Here is a 17,504-nt window from a genome sequence, read left to right as displayed (position 1 = left end):
CTTCCGGAACTAGGAGTGAATCAGCGTGGGGTGCACTCGGCGTGCTGCAGCGAGCACGGCCTGCACACCACCACGTGGAGAGGTGAGCGCGGGCACCGTCAGGTCGGCCCCCGCCACGGCGGCAGCCATCGACGCCTGGGCGATCACGATCACGTCCGCTCGCGTAGCCACTCGCTGAGCGGCAGCGAGGATGGCAGCGTCATGCCCGGCGGCGTCACCGGCGGCCTTGGCGTCTGCGGCTCCGGCGACCACGTCGGCGGTGACCTCGATACCCGCACCGGCCACGGCCTCAAGGAGACGCTGAGTCGGGCCAAGAGTTGACGTGAATGTGGCCAGCGCCGCGATGCGGTGGTACACCCCGGCGGAGGCCAGGTCGCGTGCCTGCTCGGCCATCGCCGCGTCTACCCGCAGCACCGGAATGGAGACCTCATCTGCGGCCGAGGAAACCGTCTCCCCGATCGAGGAGCAGGTGATCAGCACGGCATCGGCGCCGAGCGCGGCCAGATGCCGCACGTGCGCGCGAACTCGTTCGTGCACGCGGGCGTCTACGCCGGTGGCCAAGGCGGTGCGCAGCAACCAAGCGTCCACCACATGCAGAGCCTCGGCCGGCCCGTGCGATACGGAGCCTGCGGTCTCGGCGGTGTCACCAGCGTCGGCACGGTCGGCACTGTCGGCACTGTCGGCACGGTCGGCACGGTCGGCAGCCTCAACTCCATCAGCACGGGCAGCACCGTCAGAAGCGTGGGACCAGGAGTACTCGGCGAGCAGGTCCTCGAAGGTGGGCGTGAGCGCGGGTGCGGTGTGCACGAACCCGATACGCATCGTCCCGGCAGCCGCGTCGCTCACGCCTCTGTCCACGGGCGGGCCGTGGTGTCCACGGTCTCGATGAGGCGTTCGAGGCGTGGCACCGAGACCTCGCGTAGCCGGGTGGCCACGTCGTCGGTGCCGACCACGTCGCTCCACAATGCCCGGCCGGCGAGGAAGCCGCTCGCACCAGCCGCGCAGGCGGTGGCGACGGCGTCGTGGAAATCGTGCAGCGCCACACCCTGAGAGAGCACCACCCAAGGCCCGGTGATGTCCCGAGCGAGGTCGTCACAGGCAGTGCGCAACGCCGCTGGCTCCCCCGCTCCGGCCAGCGGCACCTGCACCTTGTAGAGGCTGGGCCGCAGGGGTGACAATTCGCGGGCGGCCTCCCGAATCGCGGCGGTCTGGTCCCAGTCCGCATCCAGCTCGCCCGGCGCCTGGCGGACGACCGGTTCCAGGACCGACAGGACGCCGCGTTCGGCAGCGGCCGCAATGAATCGTTCGGCGAGGCGCACGCGCGCCTCGCGCTTTCCGTCCCGGCGCCAGATGATCAGCAGCTTAAGGGCATCCACGCCGGTGAGGTCGAAGTCCGGCGCGAGGACCACATCGTCGAGTTCAGTCTCTTCGACCGGGCCGCCCGGTTCCTGGGTGAGCGCGTCGGCAGCGAGGATGAAACCAGTACGTCCATCAAGCAGGTCCCGTGCGTGATCGTGGCCGAACTGGCGATCAATGAGGAATCCGGAGCCCCGGGTACCGAGCGCATCGGCGACGGCCAGCTTGAAGTCCACGAGCACCTGATCGCCCACACGCCCGGAACCGGCATCAGCGAACATCGTGCGCAGGCTCTCCCGCTGATCCATGGCAACCATGGCGAGAGCACCGCTGGGCCGGGCGATGGCGGTCAACGTCGGTGTAGTCACCGCCCCATAGTGTTCGCGTGTGAACAGATCGGTCAAGACTGTGCATTTATTGACAACATCATGTGCGACCGGGTCGAATGAGGCGGTGCGATACACCGATGCGCCCACACGCCGCGACGAGTTGCTCCGCCGCCTGCGTGAGAACGGCTACCTCTCCTCCAGGGAGGTGGCGGCCGAGATCGGCGTCTCGGAGATGACGATCCGGCGTGACCTGACCCGAATGGACGCCGAGGGCCTGGCTCACCGCGTACCCGGCGGAGCCACCGCGCCGGGTGCTACCGGCCTGGAGACCTTTGATCGACGCGAGCGCCGCGGCCAGGCGCCGAAACAGGCCATCGCACGGGCCGCCGTCGCAGCCCTCGACGGCGCTGAGACCGTCGCCCTGGACGGGGGGACGACCGTGGCCGCCGTGGCGCCGCTGCTGCCCGCCGGGACACGCGTTATCTCCCACTCGATGCCAGTGCTGAGCGCATGCGAGCATCGCACGGATCTCGAGGTGATCGGCCTCGGTGGTGTGTACCACCCACTCACCCGCTCGTTCGGCGGCCCGGCCGCCCGGGCGGCGGCCGAGGAGCTCGCCGCGGATGTGGCGCTGATCTCCGCCGTTGCGGTGGCGGCAGACGGTCTCTATTGCACGGCCTCATGGGACGCGGAGATGAAGCAGGTCTTCACCTTGCGGGCCGAACGCACCATGGTGCTGGTGGATCACACGAAGGCCGGTGCGCGGGCACCGCTGCGCTTCTTGCAGTGGGATCAGGTGGACACACTGGTGACCGATCGAGGCATCGACGACCTGACGGTCCGCCGTTGGCGCGAGGCAGCCGGTCACGTGATCGTGGCACGGTGAACGACCGGGAGCGGATCCGCGAGCCGCCCACCACAGGCCTCCGGACAGCGTTGCACGGGATAGGGAACGGGGATATAGTCGCCGCGATGTGGTAACGATGCCACATCGCCGGTTCAGGCCCTCGACATCGTGGTTGTGTCACGGGCACCGGACACGTCGATGCCCAGGAGGCCGCGATGACTCAGACCACGGCGGACGCCGCACGCGCAGCGAAGGGGCCACCGACGAAACCGCTCAAACCTCGCAAGTACAACCGACGTGAGGCGATCGCTGGGTACCTGTTCATCTCGCCCTGGATCATCGGCTTCTGCATCTTCACTGCGGGCGCCATGATCTGGAGCCTGGTGCTCTCGTTCAGCCGGTACAACCTCGCCACCAATGTGCAATCACCGGTGGGGCTTGCCAACTTCGAATCGTTGTTCTCCGACCCTCGGGTGGCCACATCGCTGGGCAACACGCTCTTCTTCGCGCTGCTGTCGGTGCCGCTCGAGATCGCCTTTGCCCTGTTCCTGGCCACGCTGTTGAACCGGCTGGGGCGCGGTGCGGGTTTCTTCCGGACGGTCTACTACCTGCCGAAGATGACGCCGATGGTGGCCACTGCCGCCATCTTCTTCCTCCTCCTGAACGGCAATACGGGCGCGATCAACGAGTTCCTCCGGTTCTTCGGCATCTCCGGTCCGCAATGGCTTGTCGATCCGGACTGGATCAAGCCCTCGATCGTCCTGATGTCGCTGTGGGCCGTCAGCGGCACGATGGTGATCTTCCTTGCGGCACTGAAGAACGTTCCCAGAGAGCTCTACGAGGTGGCTTCGCTGGACGGCGCCGGCGCCGTGCGCAAGTTCACCACGATCACACTGCCGATGATCTCCAGTGCGATGTTCTTCAACGTCATCGTGCTCTCCATCGCCGCCTTCCAGACATTCGACCAGGCGTATCTGCTCTTCTGGCGCGACCAGTCCAACGCCTCACCCGAATCCTCCTTGTTCTACGCCGTGTACCTGTTCCAGCAGGCGTTCCGGCAATTCAACTTCGGGTTCGCGGCGGCGATGGCATGGCTCATGTTCGTGATCATCATGTGCGTCACGTTCATCCAGATGAAGTTCGGCAATCGGTTCGTGTATTACGAGGGAGACAAGTGATGAGCGTGAACACCACGGCGATGCAGACCGCCGCCGCTCCCGAGGATCCTCAGCCCGAGCGCCAGATCATCCGGGAGAAGCCGCGCCTGAGCACGAGGATCGGCAAAGGCACCTCCTGGGTGTTGCTACTGATCTTCACTGCGGCGTTCATGTACCCGCTCATCTGGCTGATCTCCGCCAGCCTCAAGGGCCGCGGACAGGTTTTCGACAACACGCTGATACCGGAGACGTTCAACTGGCGCAACTACATCACGGTCTGGGACGAGCTCCCGCTCTTCAGCTGGCTGTTCAACAGCGTCAGCATCGCCGTCCTGGCGTCGGTGGCTGTGGCGCTGTCCAGCTCACTCGTGGCGTTCGGCTTCGCCAATTTCCGGTTCCCTGCACGCAGGATTCTCTTCGGACTCGTGCTCGCGACCATGATGCTCCCCGGTGCGGTCACGATGATCCCGATCTACCTGATCTGGAAAGAGATCGGCCTCCTCGGTACCTGGGCGCCATTGTGGGCGTACAACCTCTTCGGATCGGCGTTCTACATCTTCTTGCAGCGCCAGTTCTTCCTGGGACTGCCCCGGGAACTGTTCGAGGCCGCCCGCATCGATGGCGCCAGCTACTGGGGACTGTTCACCAAGATCGCGATGCCGCTGTCCATTCCCTCGGTGGTCATCGTGCTGCTGTTCGAATTCCAGGCGTCCTGGAACAACCTCCAGCAGGCACTGATCTATCTCAACGCCGGTGGCGTCGAGGACTTCACCGCACCGCTCGGCATCGCCTACGCGATGACGAAGTACTCCCCCACGGCCGGCGGACAAGGGGATTATCAGTACGTGATGGTGGCCTCCCTCATGGTCACCTTGCCGATGTTGGTCCTGTTCGCCTTCGGGCAGCGCTACTTCATCGAGGGAGTGGCCACCACGGGCCGCAAGGGCTGATCAGGACCTCACCTCTCCTGGGCAGAGGTCGACGAGGACGTCTGGCGCCGAGTGGCGCCAGGCGTCCCCGTGTCTGCGGATCCTGAAGGGCGGGTGCTCTCCCCCACCGTCGCGTCATCATGGCGGCGGTGGGGTCGAGCAGGAACGAGTCACCGGGGTCGTCGGGCGCCCGTCACGGGCCACCCCAGGTCAGAACGGTCGACGGCGGCGGGACACCCGGAGCCAGCGTCGCCTCACCAGGCCAGCGGCCTACCGCCGGCGCGGGGGCGCGGTGGACTCCCGCTCGCGGAGCAATGCGGCCAGCATGATCGTGCGGGCCGGCACGTCGGGCCGTTCAATTCGCTCGAGCAGTTGCCGGACCGCGATCTCGCCCAGCGCCACCGAGTCCTGGGCCACGGCGGTCACCCGAGGCGAGACCAGCGTCATCCACGGAGCGTCGTCGAATGCCACGAGGCTGAGATCCTCCGGGATGGAGATCCCGAGGTCGGTCGCTGCCCGCCAGACGCCTTCGGCGAGCACGTTGTTCGCAGCGAAGACCGCCGTCGGGGCATCGTCTCGGCTGAGGAGTTCGCGGGCGGCGCGATAGACGTTCGGCACATCCCACCCCGCACTCACCACCAGGGCGGCGTCTGGATCGTGGCCCGCCGCCTGGAGGGCAGCCTGGTATCCGGCTAGACGATCCCGGCCGGTGGTCCAATCCATCTCGTCGATCACCAGGGCGATCCGCTCGTGCCCGAGTGTCAGCAGGCTCTCCGTGGCTCGTCGCGAGGCGGTCATGTTATCCACCACCACGGCATCGACCCGTCCTGCGGCGAACTGCCGGTCCACCTCCACCACGGGAACGTTCCGCTCGGCGAGGTAGGTGGTCACCTCGGGACTGGTGGGCGTGATGATCACACCAGCCACCCGCATGGCGAGGAAGCGTTCGGCCACCTCCACCTTCGCCTCAGGTCCGGTCAGATCGTCGGCGAGGATGATGCTGTAGCCATGCTGGCGAGACTCCTGGCTGATCCCGGAGGCGAGTTCGCCGTAGAAGGAGTTGCGCATATCCCATACCAGAACGCCGATCGACCGGCTCGTCTGCTGTTTCAGGAACCGTGCGGTGATATCGGGGACGTAGCCGATCTCGTGCGCGACCGCCTGCACGCGATCGCGCACGGCCGGAGCAACGTAGCCATGTCCGGTCAGGGCGCGGGACGCCGTCGAACGGGAGACCCCCGCGGTCTCGGCCACATCGCGGATGGTCGGCCGGCGTGCCGGGGCGCTCATCGCGGGCCTCGGACTACGCTCTGGCTGGGACGTGTCATCTCACTGCGCTCCCCTCATGGCGTGCACCGCCGCTTGGCATGGTATCGATCTCTGATCGGTGCTCGCCGCCAGGAACACCCGAGACGGGCAGAAGGACGTCCGCCCGCCCGTACGCGGCCACCTGCACGTGGCGAGTGAGGCAGTGCTCGCCCGCGGACACTCGCACCTCAACGTGAGCGGTGCGGCCAGTGATCTCGCGCAAGCGCAGGCGCACCTGATCAGCGGCGACCGGCCGCAATTCGGTGAGCACCTCCTCTCCTGTGACGGTCAGTCCGCTCCCGCCGCGCCACGGCAGCGCAACGCGGGTGGCCCGCGCCTGCAACGGGAGGGCACCATCGCGCCCGTAGCGGGCTACCTGAGCCGCCGTGGGCGGCCCGGCCGTGGGGACGAACCGGTATCGGTACGTGCGCGTACCCTCTTGCCGGGCCTGGAAGTTGGTGAAGTGCAGATTGTTCATCAGCCAGCTGTTGATGTGGCCAGTGCGCGCCTCCAGGGTGTGCGCCCAGGCGCCGGTGTGGAAGCCACCGAGCTGGACCAGCGGCGCATCCGTGCTGGACCACAGCACTCCCGACTGGGCATCGCCCACGCCGATCGCCTGCTGGATCGAGTACCAGTCCTTCGAGGTGTCCGGCAGTTGGTCCACGTCGGGCCGGAAGACCGCACCCGCCGTCTCGAGCAGGTACTGCGGATCGGCGAATGCGAAGGGGAACGCCACGAAGATGCTCTCCGGGCCGAACGATTCCGGCTTGACCAGATGGACGGCGAAGTCGATCGCTGGGGTGTCGCGATAGAGGATGAGCGTGGTGCGGGCCGGCGGCAGTCCCGGCGGTGTGGTCTCCCATTCCAGCGTGACGGCGTCCGGTCGGGTGGTGATGGTGATCGCCGAGCTCCCGGTCGCCGCCAGGCGGTCGAAGTCGGGACCCGGGTTGTCGGGATGGAAGTCCTTGGGGTTGCGGGTGAGCATCGGGTGGGTGCTGCCCGGCCGTACCGATTCCACCACCACAGCGCCCAGCGCATGAGGAACGGTGGCATCAACGAGCTGGCGACCGGTGCGCTCGTCGACCAGGGATATGAGACCTCCACCCGACCGGCTGACCGTGACCCGGTAGGCCCCGAACGAGAGCTCGACCTGCTCCGGCTCGGTGCGCACCTCACCGGCCTCCGGCAGCGGCACAGCGGCGATCCCAAACGCAGGAACGGATGCGACCAGGCGAACCCGACGGACGCCGTCGACCTCCACCTCCACCGGCTCCGTGCGCTCGACCTCGGTCGGGTTGGCGACGACCACCTGCGGCTCGTCCGTCACCTCCCGCGGCACAGCCGGGCCGGTGCCGCTCGCGATGAAACGATGAAGACCTTCCACGGCCAGGTCGCGCCCATGGTCCCACGCGGTGTAGGCGAACCCTGCCTTCGCGTTCCAGTGCGAGAAGGAGAAGGTGGAGAACGGCTTACTGTAGGTCTCCCAGGAGCCCCAGGTGTGTTCACCGAACAGCAGGAGCTGCTCGTCCACGGCGTCGAGATCCACCACAATCCGGTCCGCCGGGCGGGATCGCACAGGTGCACGCCGGTAGCCGATCACATCGGCGTGCGCCACGGGTCCCTCACCCCGGAGCATCGTCAGCGCAAGGTGGGACCCGGCGGCACGGGCGAACGAACGCGCCTCCCGGTAGGTTGCCACCTCACGAGCGGTGGATCCGTGACCGTGAGCCCACCAGTCCGACCATTCTCCGCGCAGTACCGGAAGTCGGTCATCATCGACTGAGGCGAGCAGCGCATCGAGGGCCTGATCCGTGGTGGACGTGCGCATCGGCCGGTCCGGATGCGCGGCGTTCCATCGGCGCACGACCTCCAGGAACAGCGGCGTCGGCCATCGGTTGTCATTGGCGGCGTGCACGAGGGCAGCATCGTAGGGGTAGTCATCGCGCGCCTCGAGCTCTGCAACGAACTCGGCGATGCGGTGCAGGGCCAGCTCCACGTCACCGTCGATGATGCCCCACTCCTCGCCGATTCCGTAGTGGGTGGAGAGCCACACAAAGATCCGCTGACCGCTCACACCCTCCCACCAGAAGCCCGAAGGCTGGGTCAGCGGCGCGCGCCCGTGGTCCGGGTTCAGTGCCATCACCAGGCGATCGAGGCCGGCACGACGCATCTGCTCCACGGTGCCCCACGCGATCCCGTTGATGTCACCGTGCTGCTCGGTCCGCAGCGTCAAACCCTCGGCGCGCAACCGCTGCAGCGCGTCGTAGGCGCCATCGAGCTCTGTCTCGCTCGGCAACTGGGTCATGTTCAGGTAGCCACCGGTCAGGCTGATCCGGCCTTCGCGAACGCGTGCCGCGAGCCGAGCAACGTCTGCCTGCGGAGCCTCAGCGAGGAATCCGAGCACCGGGCGAGCGACTTCGAAGGTCCATCGGAACGCATCGGGACCGTTGCCGTCGTAGACATCACACAGATCAAGTACGCGCGAGACGATCTCGCGGTGAAGACCATCCACGAGTCGAGGACTGAGCGTGTAGCCCACGTCGTGATGGGTATGTCCCACCAGGTAGAGACGGCGAATATGTGACATCGGCAGGACCGGGACCTTTCATTTTCTGGCATCGTTGCCACACAGACCTTAGCCTTGCGGTAGGCGGTCGAGCAAGACAGATCGGGCGCGTTCTTCCCGCGTTTGCCCCAGAAGCATCCCGGGAGTAGGTCACGGCTTGATCACTGCTCTTGTGGTGCGAACCGCCTTCCTCTACCGTTCGTGTGGGAAGGATTCCATACGTTGCACCGACGAGGGTGTGGCGGGTACCAACCTCCCGGCACGGTCGCCGGGCAGTCACATGAAGGGACTTGTGAGATGACGACGAGAACGCGCCTGATCTTCGCCGCGCTCCCCGCCGCGCTGATCCTCTCCGCCTGTGGTGGCGGGGATGGTGGCGATGGCGACGGTGGCGGCGGTGGAGCCGAAGGGGTGGACTGGAGCGCCGAGCCCACCGGCACGCTGTCCGCCTGGGGTTTCAACAACGCCGACGACGTCGGCCAATCGCGCCTCGACTATGCCGAGGAGCAACTTGCTGACGTGGAGATCGAGCTCGACGCCACCGGGTTCGACGCACAGAAGTTCACCACCCGCCTCGCGAGCGGCGACGTCCCCGATGTGGTGCAGATGGATCGCCGGTACGTGGCCACCTATGCCGCACAGGATCTGCTGATGCCACTCGATGAGTGCTACGCGGCTCACGACGTTGCCCCCGAAGAGGACTACTACCCGTTCGTCATTGACGATATGCGCCTGGACGGGCAGATCTGGGGCGTCGGGCAGTTCTTCCAGCCACCGGCGATCCTGCTGAACATGGAGGTGCTGAATGAGGCCGGGGTGAGCCCGGAGGACATTGACACGTCCCAGCCGGACGTGCTTCTCGACGCCATCGAGGCCATGTACCAGGAGGATGGTGGCGTGCCAAGCCGACTCGGCCTCGACCCGGTCGCGACAGGGCAGGGCGAGTTGTGGATCCTCGGCATGGGCGGTCAACTCACGGACGCCGACGGGGTCCCGACCCTCGACGACCCCTCGAACCTTGCCGGACTCGAGTTGCTCCAGCAGATCACCGACGCTCAGGGCGGTTTCGCCGAGGTGAAGAGCTTCACCGACTCCTTCGACACTTTCGGCGAGAACAACCAGTACGTCGCCAATCAGGTCGGCGCGCAGGTCAATGCCCAGTGGTACCCGAACGTCCTGGTGCCCTACATCGACGACCTGGAGCTACAGGCCGTGCCGTTCCGCGGTCCGGATGGCGAGCCGTTCTCCGTCGCGTCCGGTACCGCCTTCGTGGTGCCTGCCGGCGCTGAGAACCCAACCGCCGCCTGTGCGTGGATGCTCAACCTGACGTCTCTTGAAGGGTGGGAGGCCGCTGGCCAGGCGCGCGGTGAGACGCGCGAGGCCGATGGCGGGATCAACACCGGACTGTTCACCGGCTCCCCGCAGGCGGATACGAACATTCGCGAGGAGTGGGTCGTTCCGACCGGCAACGAGGGCCTCGATCAGGTCATCTCCACGTACTACGAGGTTCTCGGCTATGGCCAGACGTACGGTGCCTCACCAGCCGGCCAGGACATCCAGAACGAACTGAACAACGCGATCACCACCACGCTGCTCGGAGAGGCCAGTGCCGAGGACGCTCTTGCCGATGCACAGGCCGCGGCGATGCGCGCGTACGACAACATCACCGCAGGCGGCTGATCGGCCTCACGTCGACTGCATCACAAGACGCAGTGACAACGACGGCGCCGGGTTTGCGGAAGCAGGCCCGGCGCCGTCGTTGTGGGCCCGAACGATCCGGTACTGATCGCGCTGAGCAGAGCGGCTCAGCGCCGGCGCTTCTCCCGTACCCGTACCCCGATCGAGATCGGCGTGCCCTCGAAGCCGAACGTCTCGCGCAGCCTCCGCTCGATGAACCGCCGGTAGCCTGGATCGAGGAAGCCAGTGGTGAACAGCACGAACCGGGGCGGACGTGTGCTCGCCTGCGTGGCGAACAGGATGCGCGGCTGCTTTCCGCTGCGTACCGGGTGAGGCTTGGCGGCGGTGACCTCTCCGAGGAAGGCGTTCAGCTTTCCGGTCGGAATACGCGTGTCCCAGGACTCCAGTGCCGTATCGAGTGCGCGCACCAGGCGGTTCGTGTGCCAGCCGGTCTTCGCCGAGAGGTTCACCCGCGGCGCCCACTGCACCTGCACGAGCTGCTTCTCGATCTCTCGCTCGAGGAACGAGCGGCGATCCTCATCCACCATGTCCCACTTGTTGTAGGCGATCACCAGGGATCGCCCGGCATCGATCACCTGCTGCACCACGCGTACGTCCTGCTCGGTCATCGCCGTGCTGGCGTCGATGAGCACCACACCCACCTCGGCCTTCTCCAGCGCCGACTGCGTGCGCAGCGAGGCGTAGAAATCGGCACCGGAGGTCTGGTGCACGCGACGGCGGATTCCTGCGGTGTCCACGAACCACCAGGGGCGCCCGCCCACCACCACGAGTTCGTCCACCGGATCGCGCGTCGTGCCGGCAACGTCGTCGACAACCACACGGTCGGACCGGGAAATCGAGTTCAACAAGGACGACTTGCCAACGTTCGGGCGGCCCACGAGGGCCACCCGGCGCGGCCCGCCTTCAGGGATCTCGCCGCCGACGGCGGAGGTCTCCGGAAGAACCTCGAGTACGGCGTCCAGCAGATCGCCCGATCCTCGGCCGTGCAGAGCCGAGATGGCGAACGGCTCCCCCAGCCCGAGGGACCACAGCAGGGCCGCGTCGGCTTCACCGCGCTGATCGTCCACCTTGTTGGCCACCAGGAGCGTTGGCTTCCCGGCGCGGCGGAGCATCCGGACCACGTACTCATCCTCATCGGTGGGGCCCACCACGGCGTCCACCACGAAGAGCACGGCATCGGCAAGAGTGATCGCGATCTCGGCCTGATCGGCCACCCTGCTGCCCAGCCCCTTCGCGTCCCGCTCCCACCCTCCGGTGTCGACCAGGGTGAACCGGCGCCCCGCCCAGTCCGCGGGGTAGCTGACCCGGTCCCGGGTCACCCCCGGGGTGTCCTGCACCACCGCTTCGCGGCGCCCCAGGATTCTGTTCACCAGTGTCGATTTGCCGACGTTCGGCCTCCCCACGACGGCGAGCACTGGCGGAGGAGCACTGGCCTCGGCCCGCTCAGCAGCATCGCCCGCGGCGCCCAGGAGTGCGAGATCGTCCTCTTCGAGTTCATACTCACTCAGCCCGGCACGCAGCGCGCTCGCTCGCTGGCCTTCCTCGTCCGTCTCGGTGAGATCGGGACGTACCCGATCCGCAGGCGCGTCCTCATCGAGGTCCGCGACAGAGGGCGGGCGGTTCACGGCACTGTCGTCGCCGTCGTCATCGATGTGCTCTGCGGGGTTTGGCTGATCGGTCACGGGGCCATTCTCCCCGCTCAGCGCCGCTGCACCTAACCCTGGGCCGGACGGCGTCAGATCTCGGTACTTCTCGGTAGGGGTATCCCGTGCCGCTCGGAGGCTCCGTACACATGCGTGCTCAGTTGTTCTTGGATGGTGCCCATCGCCTCGGTCACGGCGGCACGCCCCACGCCGACGCCGGGGTCCACTGCCTGGAACGGCGTGCCGAACTCCACGGTGAGCCGCCCCCGGAAGCCCGGAATGTGGCCTGGCTTCTTCCCGGCCGGCCTGGTGCCGAGAATCGCCACGGGAAGCACGGGTGCACCCGAGCGGACCGCCAACCAGGCAATCCCCGCTTTGGTCTGTGTGACGTCCCCACTGCCGCGCGTGCCCTCTGGGAACACTCCGACGAGTCGGTCCTCGTTCAGCAGGGTCAGCGCCGTCTGCAGCGCGGCGCGGCCGTTGCGGCGATCGACCGGGATCTGCCCGGCATTGCGCATCAGGAAGCCGATGATCCCGGAGAACATCTCCTCTTTGATGATGATGTGGGACTCGCGCGGTATGACCCCGTGCAGCAGCGGGCCATCGATAATGCCGGTGTGGTTGGCGGCCACGAGAAGTCGGCCGGTCCGGGGCATCCGCTCGGCTCCCACCACGCGTGTGTTCCACACGCCGTGCGCAAGGCACCATCCCACACGGCGCGACCAGGTCGGCCCCCAGCGTTTGATCTGGTCGGCTGTGATGGCCTGGCCAGCGGAGGCCGGGCGGTCGGTGCTCATGGGTGCTCCTGGGCGGATGCGGGTTTCACCGGTGATGCGGCGGCAACGATGCGGGACACCGCGTCCACCGCCTCATCCAGCGTGAGTGCAGAGGTGTCCACGCTGATCACTCCGTCGGCCGCGGTGGTGAAGTTGGAGACCGTGGAGTCATCGGCGTCGCGGCGGATCACCTGATCTCTGGTCGCGGCGAGCGTCCTCTCGTCCACCACACCGTGCATCTCCCGGGTGCGGCGGGCGAGCCGCGCGCTTTCGTCAGCAAGGAGCAGAATCCGGACGTCGGCGTCCGGGGCCACCACGGTGGTGATGTCCCGCCCTTCGGCGATCACGCCACGCCCCTCGCTGTGTGATCGGTGGTGCGGCGGCGCAGCGTTCAACTCGTCCGAACCCCCGCTCTCGGCAGCGATCACCGCCCGCTGACGGCGCTGCAGTTCGGCGCGGACGTCCAGGTTCGTGGCCACGGCGCTCACCCTGGTGGAGATCTCCGTGCTCCGAATGACCGTGCCGACATCCTCTCCGCCGACGAGGAAGGCGGGTGTGGCCGGGTCAGTGCCGATCTCGAGGGGCATCTCTCGCACGAGCTCGGCCACGCGGGCCCGGTCGGTCAGATCGGCGCCCTGGCGGATGCACCACCATGCGGCCGCCCGGTACATGGCACCGGTGTCCAGGTAGCCCAGTCCGAACGTCGCAGCAACTCGCCTGCTGATCGTGGACTTTCCCGATCCGCTGGGCCCGTCGATGGCCACCACGATGCCCTGGTCGCTCATGGTGCCACCACCCGCCAGCCCCGCTGTTCCAGTGCCTGCTCGAGCGGCTGCGCCGCCTCTTGCGTCACCGACACGATTGCCATGCCCACCTTCTGCTTCGGGGAGTGCTCCATCTGGAAGTCCTCGATGTTCACGCCGATCTCGCCCACCTCGGAGAACAGCCGGCCGAGTTCACCCGGTTCGTCCGGTACCAGCACGGTCACCTCCGCGTAGCGGCGCCGGGCTCCCCCGTGCTTGCCCGGTACCCGGGCCACGCCGTCGTTCCCGGCGGCGATCAGCCGGGATATCCCGGCCACTGCGCCCGGCGCGAGCGGTCCCTCGGCAGCGGCCCGGTCGATTGCCCTCACGAGCGCGTCCAGATCGTCTCGGATGGTGCGCAGCAGCGGGCTGACGGCGGCGGCGTTGCCGGTGAGGATGGCCGACCAGAGCCGCGGCTCCGATGCCGCGATCCGAGTGACGTCACGGACGCCCTGCCCGGCCAGGGCGAGGGCACGTTCGGGGGCGTCCACCAGCTGCGCGGCCATCAGCGATGCCATCAGTTGCGGCACGTGCGAGATCAGGGCCACCGCATCATCGTGCTCGTCGGCGTCCATGGAGACCAGTGACGCTCCCGCGTCCGCAGCGAGCGCACGCACCGTCAGGATCGCGCGTTCGGATGCGTCCTCGTGTGCGGCGAGCACCCACGGCCGCCCGATGAACAGGTCAGCTGAGGCGGCCGCGGCGCCGGACTTCTCCCGGCCTGCCATCGGATGCGAGCCGACATAGCGGCTCAGCTCCACCCGTGGATCGCCTGCGGCCAGCTCGTGCAGTTCAGCGAGGAGCACCGACTTCACGCTCGCCACATCCGTCACGACGGCGTCCGGGAACCGTCGCAAGGCGTGCGCCACTTCGTCAGCGGTCACGTCAGGCGGCACGGCCACCACTACGAGTGCGGGAGCGTCACCGGCCGCGCTGGGCGTCGGTCCGGTATCCGAGGCGGTGTTGGCGTCCGCTCTGGCGATCGTCCCCGCTCCCAGGTCACGTGCCAGGGCCAGCATCGACGGCGACGTATCGGCGAGTGTCACCGATACGCCACGCGCGGTGAGCGCCAGGGCAATACTGGTGCCAAGCAGCCCCGTGCCAACGATGTGCACCGGGCCACGGGTCGCGGTGGGATCGTCGGCCGTCACGAGGTCACACCCTACCGGCGCTGACCGCTCAGATTCGCTTACCTGCGACCGGCCCGTCGGAGCGCGGAGCGCACGGCCTTGCGAACGTCAGCGACTCAGCTCACCGGACGCTCTCCTGTCCCTGTCCCCGCTCCTACCAGCGCCGACGCTGCGCCGCGCACATGGGCCGCCAGCACACTCATCACATACCGGGCGTCGCGGTGCACACCTCGAAGGGTGTTGGAGGAGAAAGAGCGCTGGAACTCGAGACCGAGATACACCAGACCTGGATGCGTGGCCGACACACCCCCGGAATGGATCGGCGCACCAGTGCTGTCGAGAGCACCACTCGCCTGCAGGTAGCCAAGGTTCGGCCGGTAGCCGGTGGCGAACACGATGACGTCAACCTGCTCGCGACGACCATCGGCCCACACGATGGCGTCCCCATCGATCTCAGTGAACATGGGCCGGCGGTCGAACACGCCGGCCGCCAGGCCCTCCCGGTAGATCCCGGTGTCGAGCACCGGCACTCCGCTGATGACATGGGCGAGCCACGCGGGGGGCAGATCGTCGAAGCCGGATTCGCGCAGCACATGGTGCAGATCGCGGCCGTCCGGGCGTTGGTCGACGAAGAGCAATGGATCACGGGTGGCCAGCGTGGTCCTGGCAACCTGCCCCAGCTCGAATCCGACCTGGACTGCTGAGTTCCCGCCTCCGACGACCACCACCCTCCGGCCCGCGAACGAGGTGGGGTTGCGGTAGTCAGCCACGTGCAGCACATCCCCCACGAAGGTCTCACGACCCGGCAGGTCCGGTGTGAACGGGTGACCGAAAGATCCACTCGCCGCGACGACGCCGGCGGCTGGGATCGTCTCACCACCAGCAGTGCGCACAACGAAGCCCTCGCCCACCCGGTCGACCGTCTCCGCACGGGTGTGGGTGCGGATCTCGATATCGAGGCTGGACGCGTAGCGCTCCAGATGTGCGGCCACCTCGTCCCGACTCGGATACCCGTCCGGGTCGCCTGGGAAAACAGCACCAGGAAAACTGTTGAAACGCCTCGGCGAGAAGGTGCGCAGACTGTCGTAATAGCGCGGCCACGAACCCTGCGGGCGGTCGCCTGCCTCAAGGACCACCGGGCGTAACTCGGCGTCGAGTGCCGCTCGGGCGGCGGCCAGCCCGGACTGTCCGGCACCGATGATGACCACGCTGTTGACTGTCTTGTCCATCACGTCTCCGATATCTCTGAGGACGTCCTCGGGCTGCATTCGGCACGGCCGCCACCAACCGCGGTGTCCGCAGAGGGTGCCCCCACGCAGCGGGACGGGCCACCCGAGCACGTTAGTTGCTTGTTTGTGCAACTATACAAATATCAGCCGGCGGGTCAAGCACACCCCTTGGCTTGGGCCAGGAGCCTGTATGGCTTTGCCCATGAGACGACCCCCACCTGCGATCCGCGATGATCCGGCGCGCGTCGACTTCAGGGACGACAATCCTCCGATGCCACGCAGGCACCCGCGACATTAAAGTCCTCGGAGGCACGTTCAAGCAGATCGGCGATCCCGCGCAGCGCCTCGGTCACGGCCTGGTATTGGATCTCATAGAAGACGCTGCGCCCCACCTTGTTCGCCCGCACCACGCCCGCGGCACGCAACAGCGCGAGGTGGCGGGAGACAACCGAGATGTCGACATCGAGACAGTCGGCGAGCTCGGAGACCGAACACGCACGGCAGCGCTCGGCAAGGAGTTCCACCAGCCGGACTCTCGTGGGGTCCCCCAGGGCGCGGAAGAGTTGATGGGACAGCAGAACCGCCAGATCCTCCGAGCTACTCACTGAGTTGCTCATTTGCACAACGATGCAAGGCGGGTCTGGAGCGTGTCAAGCAGGAGCACGCTCTGCGTCCCACCAGTCCAGATCTCGTCCGTGCGGATGCGCAGTGCCGAGGGCACGCCCGTCCAGACTGAGCACGAAACGGTGCGCCAACCCCGGCGCAGCCACGTTGTCCAACCCGCGCACACCGAGGTCACGGCTCACCTCGGCGCCCTCGAGACCGATCCGGTGCACGCCGAGATCATCGAGGACCGCCGCGAGTCGATGGCGTCCCGCGCGGTCGAGGTAGGCCGCTGCGGCACTGTGCGTCACCACGATGGGCGCCTCGCCCGCCAGGGCGCGGACGGCACCCACGGCGTCGGGGACGTCGTCGGGGAAAACGCCCGAGCGGATCGGCAGGCGATGCCGGGCGGCGACGTCCAACGCTGCTGCGAGGCGTTGCGCACGATCGGCATGCTCGGGCCACACCAGCGCCCGCAACCAGCGACGTTCGCGTGGATCGGTCGCGTCCACCGGGTGGGCGTCCAGGCCCAGTCGGGCGACGATCGTCGGCCGCCGCTCCGGTAGCGGAGGACCGCCGCGCACGGTCGCTTCCAGCAGCACCGTCGCTCCCCCCAATGCCGCCTCCTCCGACGACGCCGTCTCCCCCGCCAGCGCCGGAGCGGCCAGGTTCGGTTCACCGAGGCGCGTGGTACGGCCGTGCTCATCGGTCCAGGCATAGGTCCAGACATCCGGCAGAAGGCACAGGCCCGCGCTGGCACCGAGTTCCAGCAGCGCGAGCGGACCGCCCAGTAGCCCCAGTGCCGGAAGCATGACGGCGCACCGCGCGGCCTCGTTGGTTTGCGTGGCCCGGGCGCGCATCACCGCCGCGATCTCCGTGGAGCGTTCCTGCAACACCGCGAGGGCCGCAGCTGGTTCATCGACGGGGGCGTCGAACCACCGCAGTGCACCGAACAACAGGTTGGGCTGCCGCTTCTGCACGGGCAACGCGTCGAGGAAGGCGATGGCCTCGGGGCTTGCCGCGACGGCCTCGGCCAGGGCCTGATACTGCGGTGAGGACCCCTGGGCTTCGACCTGCGCCCAGGACCGGTAGAACTCGGCAGTGTCGCGCGATTGCGTCTGCATCCGATC

At 67.5% G+C, this 17,504-nt stretch carries 15 protein-coding genes; 4 read left to right on the top strand and 11 right to left on the bottom strand.

The features are described 5' to 3' along the window. Nucleotides 1–9: 9 nt before the first annotated feature. Both LQF10_RS08755 and LQF10_RS08750 read right to left on the bottom strand, forming a co-directional pair. A complete protein-coding gene (locus LQF10_RS08755; RefSeq protein ID WP_231067086.1) occupies nt 10–846 on the bottom strand; it encodes an aspartate/glutamate racemase family protein in 837 nt (278 codons plus the stop codon). Next, nucleotides 843–1,724, bottom strand: coding sequence for a hypothetical protein (locus LQF10_RS08750; protein WP_231067085.1), 882 nt, complete (start codon nt 1,722–1,724; stop codon nt 843–845). Before LQF10_RS08750 ends, LQF10_RS08755 begins: the two co-directional genes overlap by 4 nt. Nucleotides 1,725–1,809: 85 nt before the next feature. On the opposite strand from LQF10_RS08750, the gene LQF10_RS08745 reads away from it, so the two are divergent. The 3 genes from LQF10_RS08745 to LQF10_RS08735 all read left to right on the top strand — a co-directional run bounded on the left by LQF10_RS08745 (nt 1,810) and on the right by LQF10_RS08735 (nt 4,639). Then, complete coding sequence (locus tag LQF10_RS08745; RefSeq protein WP_231067084.1) at nt 1,810–2,571, top strand: DeoR/GlpR family DNA-binding transcription regulator; 762 nt, start codon at nt 1,810–1,812, stop codon at nt 2,569–2,571. A gap of 176 nt (nt 2,572–2,747) precedes the next feature. Next, nucleotides 2,748–3,710, top strand: a complete 963-nt coding sequence (locus tag LQF10_RS08740; protein ID WP_231067083.1) for a carbohydrate ABC transporter permease — start codon at nt 2,748–2,750, stop codon at nt 3,708–3,710. Then, on the top strand, nt 3,710–4,639 hold the full coding sequence (locus tag LQF10_RS08735) for a carbohydrate ABC transporter permease (RefSeq protein WP_231067082.1): 930 nt from the start codon (nt 3,710–3,712) through the stop codon (nt 4,637–4,639). Before LQF10_RS08740 ends, LQF10_RS08735 begins: the two co-directional genes overlap by 1 nt. Before the next feature lie 249 nt (nt 4,640–4,888). Here LQF10_RS08735 and LQF10_RS08730 read toward each other — a convergent pair whose 3' ends face one another. Together LQF10_RS08730 and LQF10_RS08725 are read right to left on the bottom strand one after the other, a co-directional pair. Further along, nucleotides 4,889–5,908 carry a LacI family DNA-binding transcriptional regulator gene (locus LQF10_RS08730; RefSeq protein WP_231067081.1) on the bottom strand — a complete coding sequence of 340 codons (1,020 nt, stop codon included), beginning with the start codon at nt 5,906–5,908 and terminating at the stop codon, nt 4,889–4,891. A 34-nt stretch (nt 5,909–5,942) separates the two neighbouring features. Then, a complete protein-coding gene (locus LQF10_RS08725) occupies nt 5,943–8,513 on the bottom strand; it encodes a glycoside hydrolase family 38 N-terminal domain-containing protein (RefSeq protein ID WP_231067080.1) in 2,571 nt (856 codons plus the stop codon). 276 nt (nt 8,514–8,789) lie between these two features. Here LQF10_RS08725 and LQF10_RS08720 point away from each other — a divergent pair, with 276 nt between their 5' ends. Beyond that, nucleotides 8,790–10,172, top strand: a complete 1,383-nt coding sequence (locus LQF10_RS08720; protein ID WP_231067079.1) for an ABC transporter substrate-binding protein — start codon at nt 8,790–8,792, stop codon at nt 10,170–10,172. Nucleotides 10,173–10,297: 125 nt separating this feature from the next. Here the strand turns inward: LQF10_RS08720 and der are convergent, their stop codons facing one another. The 7 genes from der to LQF10_RS08685 form a co-directional block, all read right to left on the bottom strand. Next, nucleotides 10,298–11,815 (bottom strand): ribosome biogenesis GTPase Der, encoded by a 1,518-nt coding sequence (der, locus tag LQF10_RS08715; RefSeq protein WP_435531447.1) that lies wholly within the window; start codon nt 11,813–11,815, stop codon nt 10,298–10,300. A gap of 110 nt (nt 11,816–11,925) precedes the next feature. Next, nucleotides 11,926–12,630, bottom strand: coding sequence for a lysophospholipid acyltransferase family protein (locus LQF10_RS08710; protein WP_231067078.1), 705 nt, complete (start codon nt 12,628–12,630; stop codon nt 11,926–11,928). After that, nucleotides 12,627–13,394 carry a (d)CMP kinase gene (locus LQF10_RS08705; RefSeq protein ID WP_231067077.1) on the bottom strand — a complete coding sequence of 256 codons (768 nt, stop codon included), beginning with the start codon at nt 13,392–13,394 and terminating at the stop codon, nt 12,627–12,629. Before LQF10_RS08705 ends, LQF10_RS08710 begins: the two co-directional genes overlap by 4 nt. Beyond that, nucleotides 13,391–14,563 (bottom strand): prephenate dehydrogenase, encoded by a 1,173-nt coding sequence (locus LQF10_RS08700; protein WP_231067076.1) that lies wholly within the window; start codon nt 14,561–14,563, stop codon nt 13,391–13,393. Before LQF10_RS08700 ends, LQF10_RS08705 begins: the two co-directional genes overlap by 4 nt. A 95-nt stretch (nt 14,564–14,658) precedes the next feature. Then, entirely contained in the window at nt 14,659–15,771 is a 1,113-nt protein-coding gene (locus LQF10_RS08695; RefSeq protein ID WP_231067075.1) for a flavin-containing monooxygenase, read from the bottom strand. A 251-nt stretch (nt 15,772–16,022) separates the two neighbouring features. Further along, complete coding sequence (locus tag LQF10_RS08690) at nt 16,023–16,388, bottom strand: ArsR/SmtB family transcription factor (RefSeq protein WP_231067074.1); 366 nt, start codon at nt 16,386–16,388, stop codon at nt 16,023–16,025. Nucleotides 16,389–16,421: 33 nt separating this feature from the next. After that, nucleotides 16,422–17,498, bottom strand: a complete 1,077-nt coding sequence (locus tag LQF10_RS08685; protein ID WP_231067073.1) for a DUF2332 domain-containing protein — start codon at nt 17,496–17,498, stop codon at nt 16,422–16,424. Nucleotides 17,499–17,504 lie beyond the last annotated feature (6 nt).

Origin of the sequence: Ruania halotolerans, from assembly GCF_021049285.1 — a bacterium.
GTDB classification, from domain to species: domain Bacteria; phylum Actinomycetota; class Actinomycetes; order Actinomycetales; family Beutenbergiaceae; genus Ruania; species Ruania halotolerans.
The sequence above is the reverse complement of the archived record's forward strand: the minus strand, read 5'-3'. Positions and strand labels throughout refer to the sequence as shown.

What these genes read in the sequence shown, in the direction of transcription:
- LQF10_RS08740 (WP_231067083.1), top strand. Translation starts at nt 2,748, where the DNA reads ATGACTCAGACCACGGCGGACGCCGCACGCGCAGCGAAGGGGCCACCG.
- LQF10_RS08735 (WP_231067082.1), top strand. Translation starts at nt 3,710, where the DNA reads ATGAGCGTGAACACCACGGCGATGCAGACCGCCGCCGCTCCCGAGGAT.
- LQF10_RS08730 (WP_231067081.1), bottom strand. Translation starts at nt 5,908, where the DNA reads ATGAGCGCCCCGGCACGCCGGCCGACCATCCGCGATGTGGCCGAGACC.
- LQF10_RS08725 (WP_231067080.1), bottom strand. Translation starts at nt 8,513, where the DNA reads ATGTCACATATTCGCCGTCTCTACCTGGTGGGACATACCCATCACGAC.
- LQF10_RS08720 (WP_231067079.1), top strand. Translation starts at nt 8,790, where the DNA reads ATGACGACGAGAACGCGCCTGATCTTCGCCGCGCTCCCCGCCGCGCTG.
- LQF10_RS08710 (WP_231067078.1), bottom strand. Translation starts at nt 12,630, where the DNA reads ATGAGCACCGACCGCCCGGCCTCCGCTGGCCAGGCCATCACAGCCGAC.
- LQF10_RS08705 (WP_231067077.1), bottom strand. Translation starts at nt 13,394, where the DNA reads ATGAGCGACCAGGGCATCGTGGTGGCCATCGACGGGCCCAGCGGATCG.
- LQF10_RS08695 (WP_231067075.1), bottom strand. Translation starts at nt 15,771, where the DNA reads ATGGACAAGACAGTCAACAGCGTGGTCATCATCGGTGCCGGACAGTCC.
- LQF10_RS08690 (WP_231067074.1), bottom strand. Translation starts at nt 16,388, where the DNA reads ATGAGCAACTCAGTGAGTAGCTCGGAGGATCTGGCGGTTCTGCTGTCC.
- LQF10_RS08685 (WP_231067073.1), bottom strand. Translation starts at nt 17,498, where the DNA reads ATGCAGACGCAATCGCGCGACACTGCCGAGTTCTACCGGTCCTGGGCG.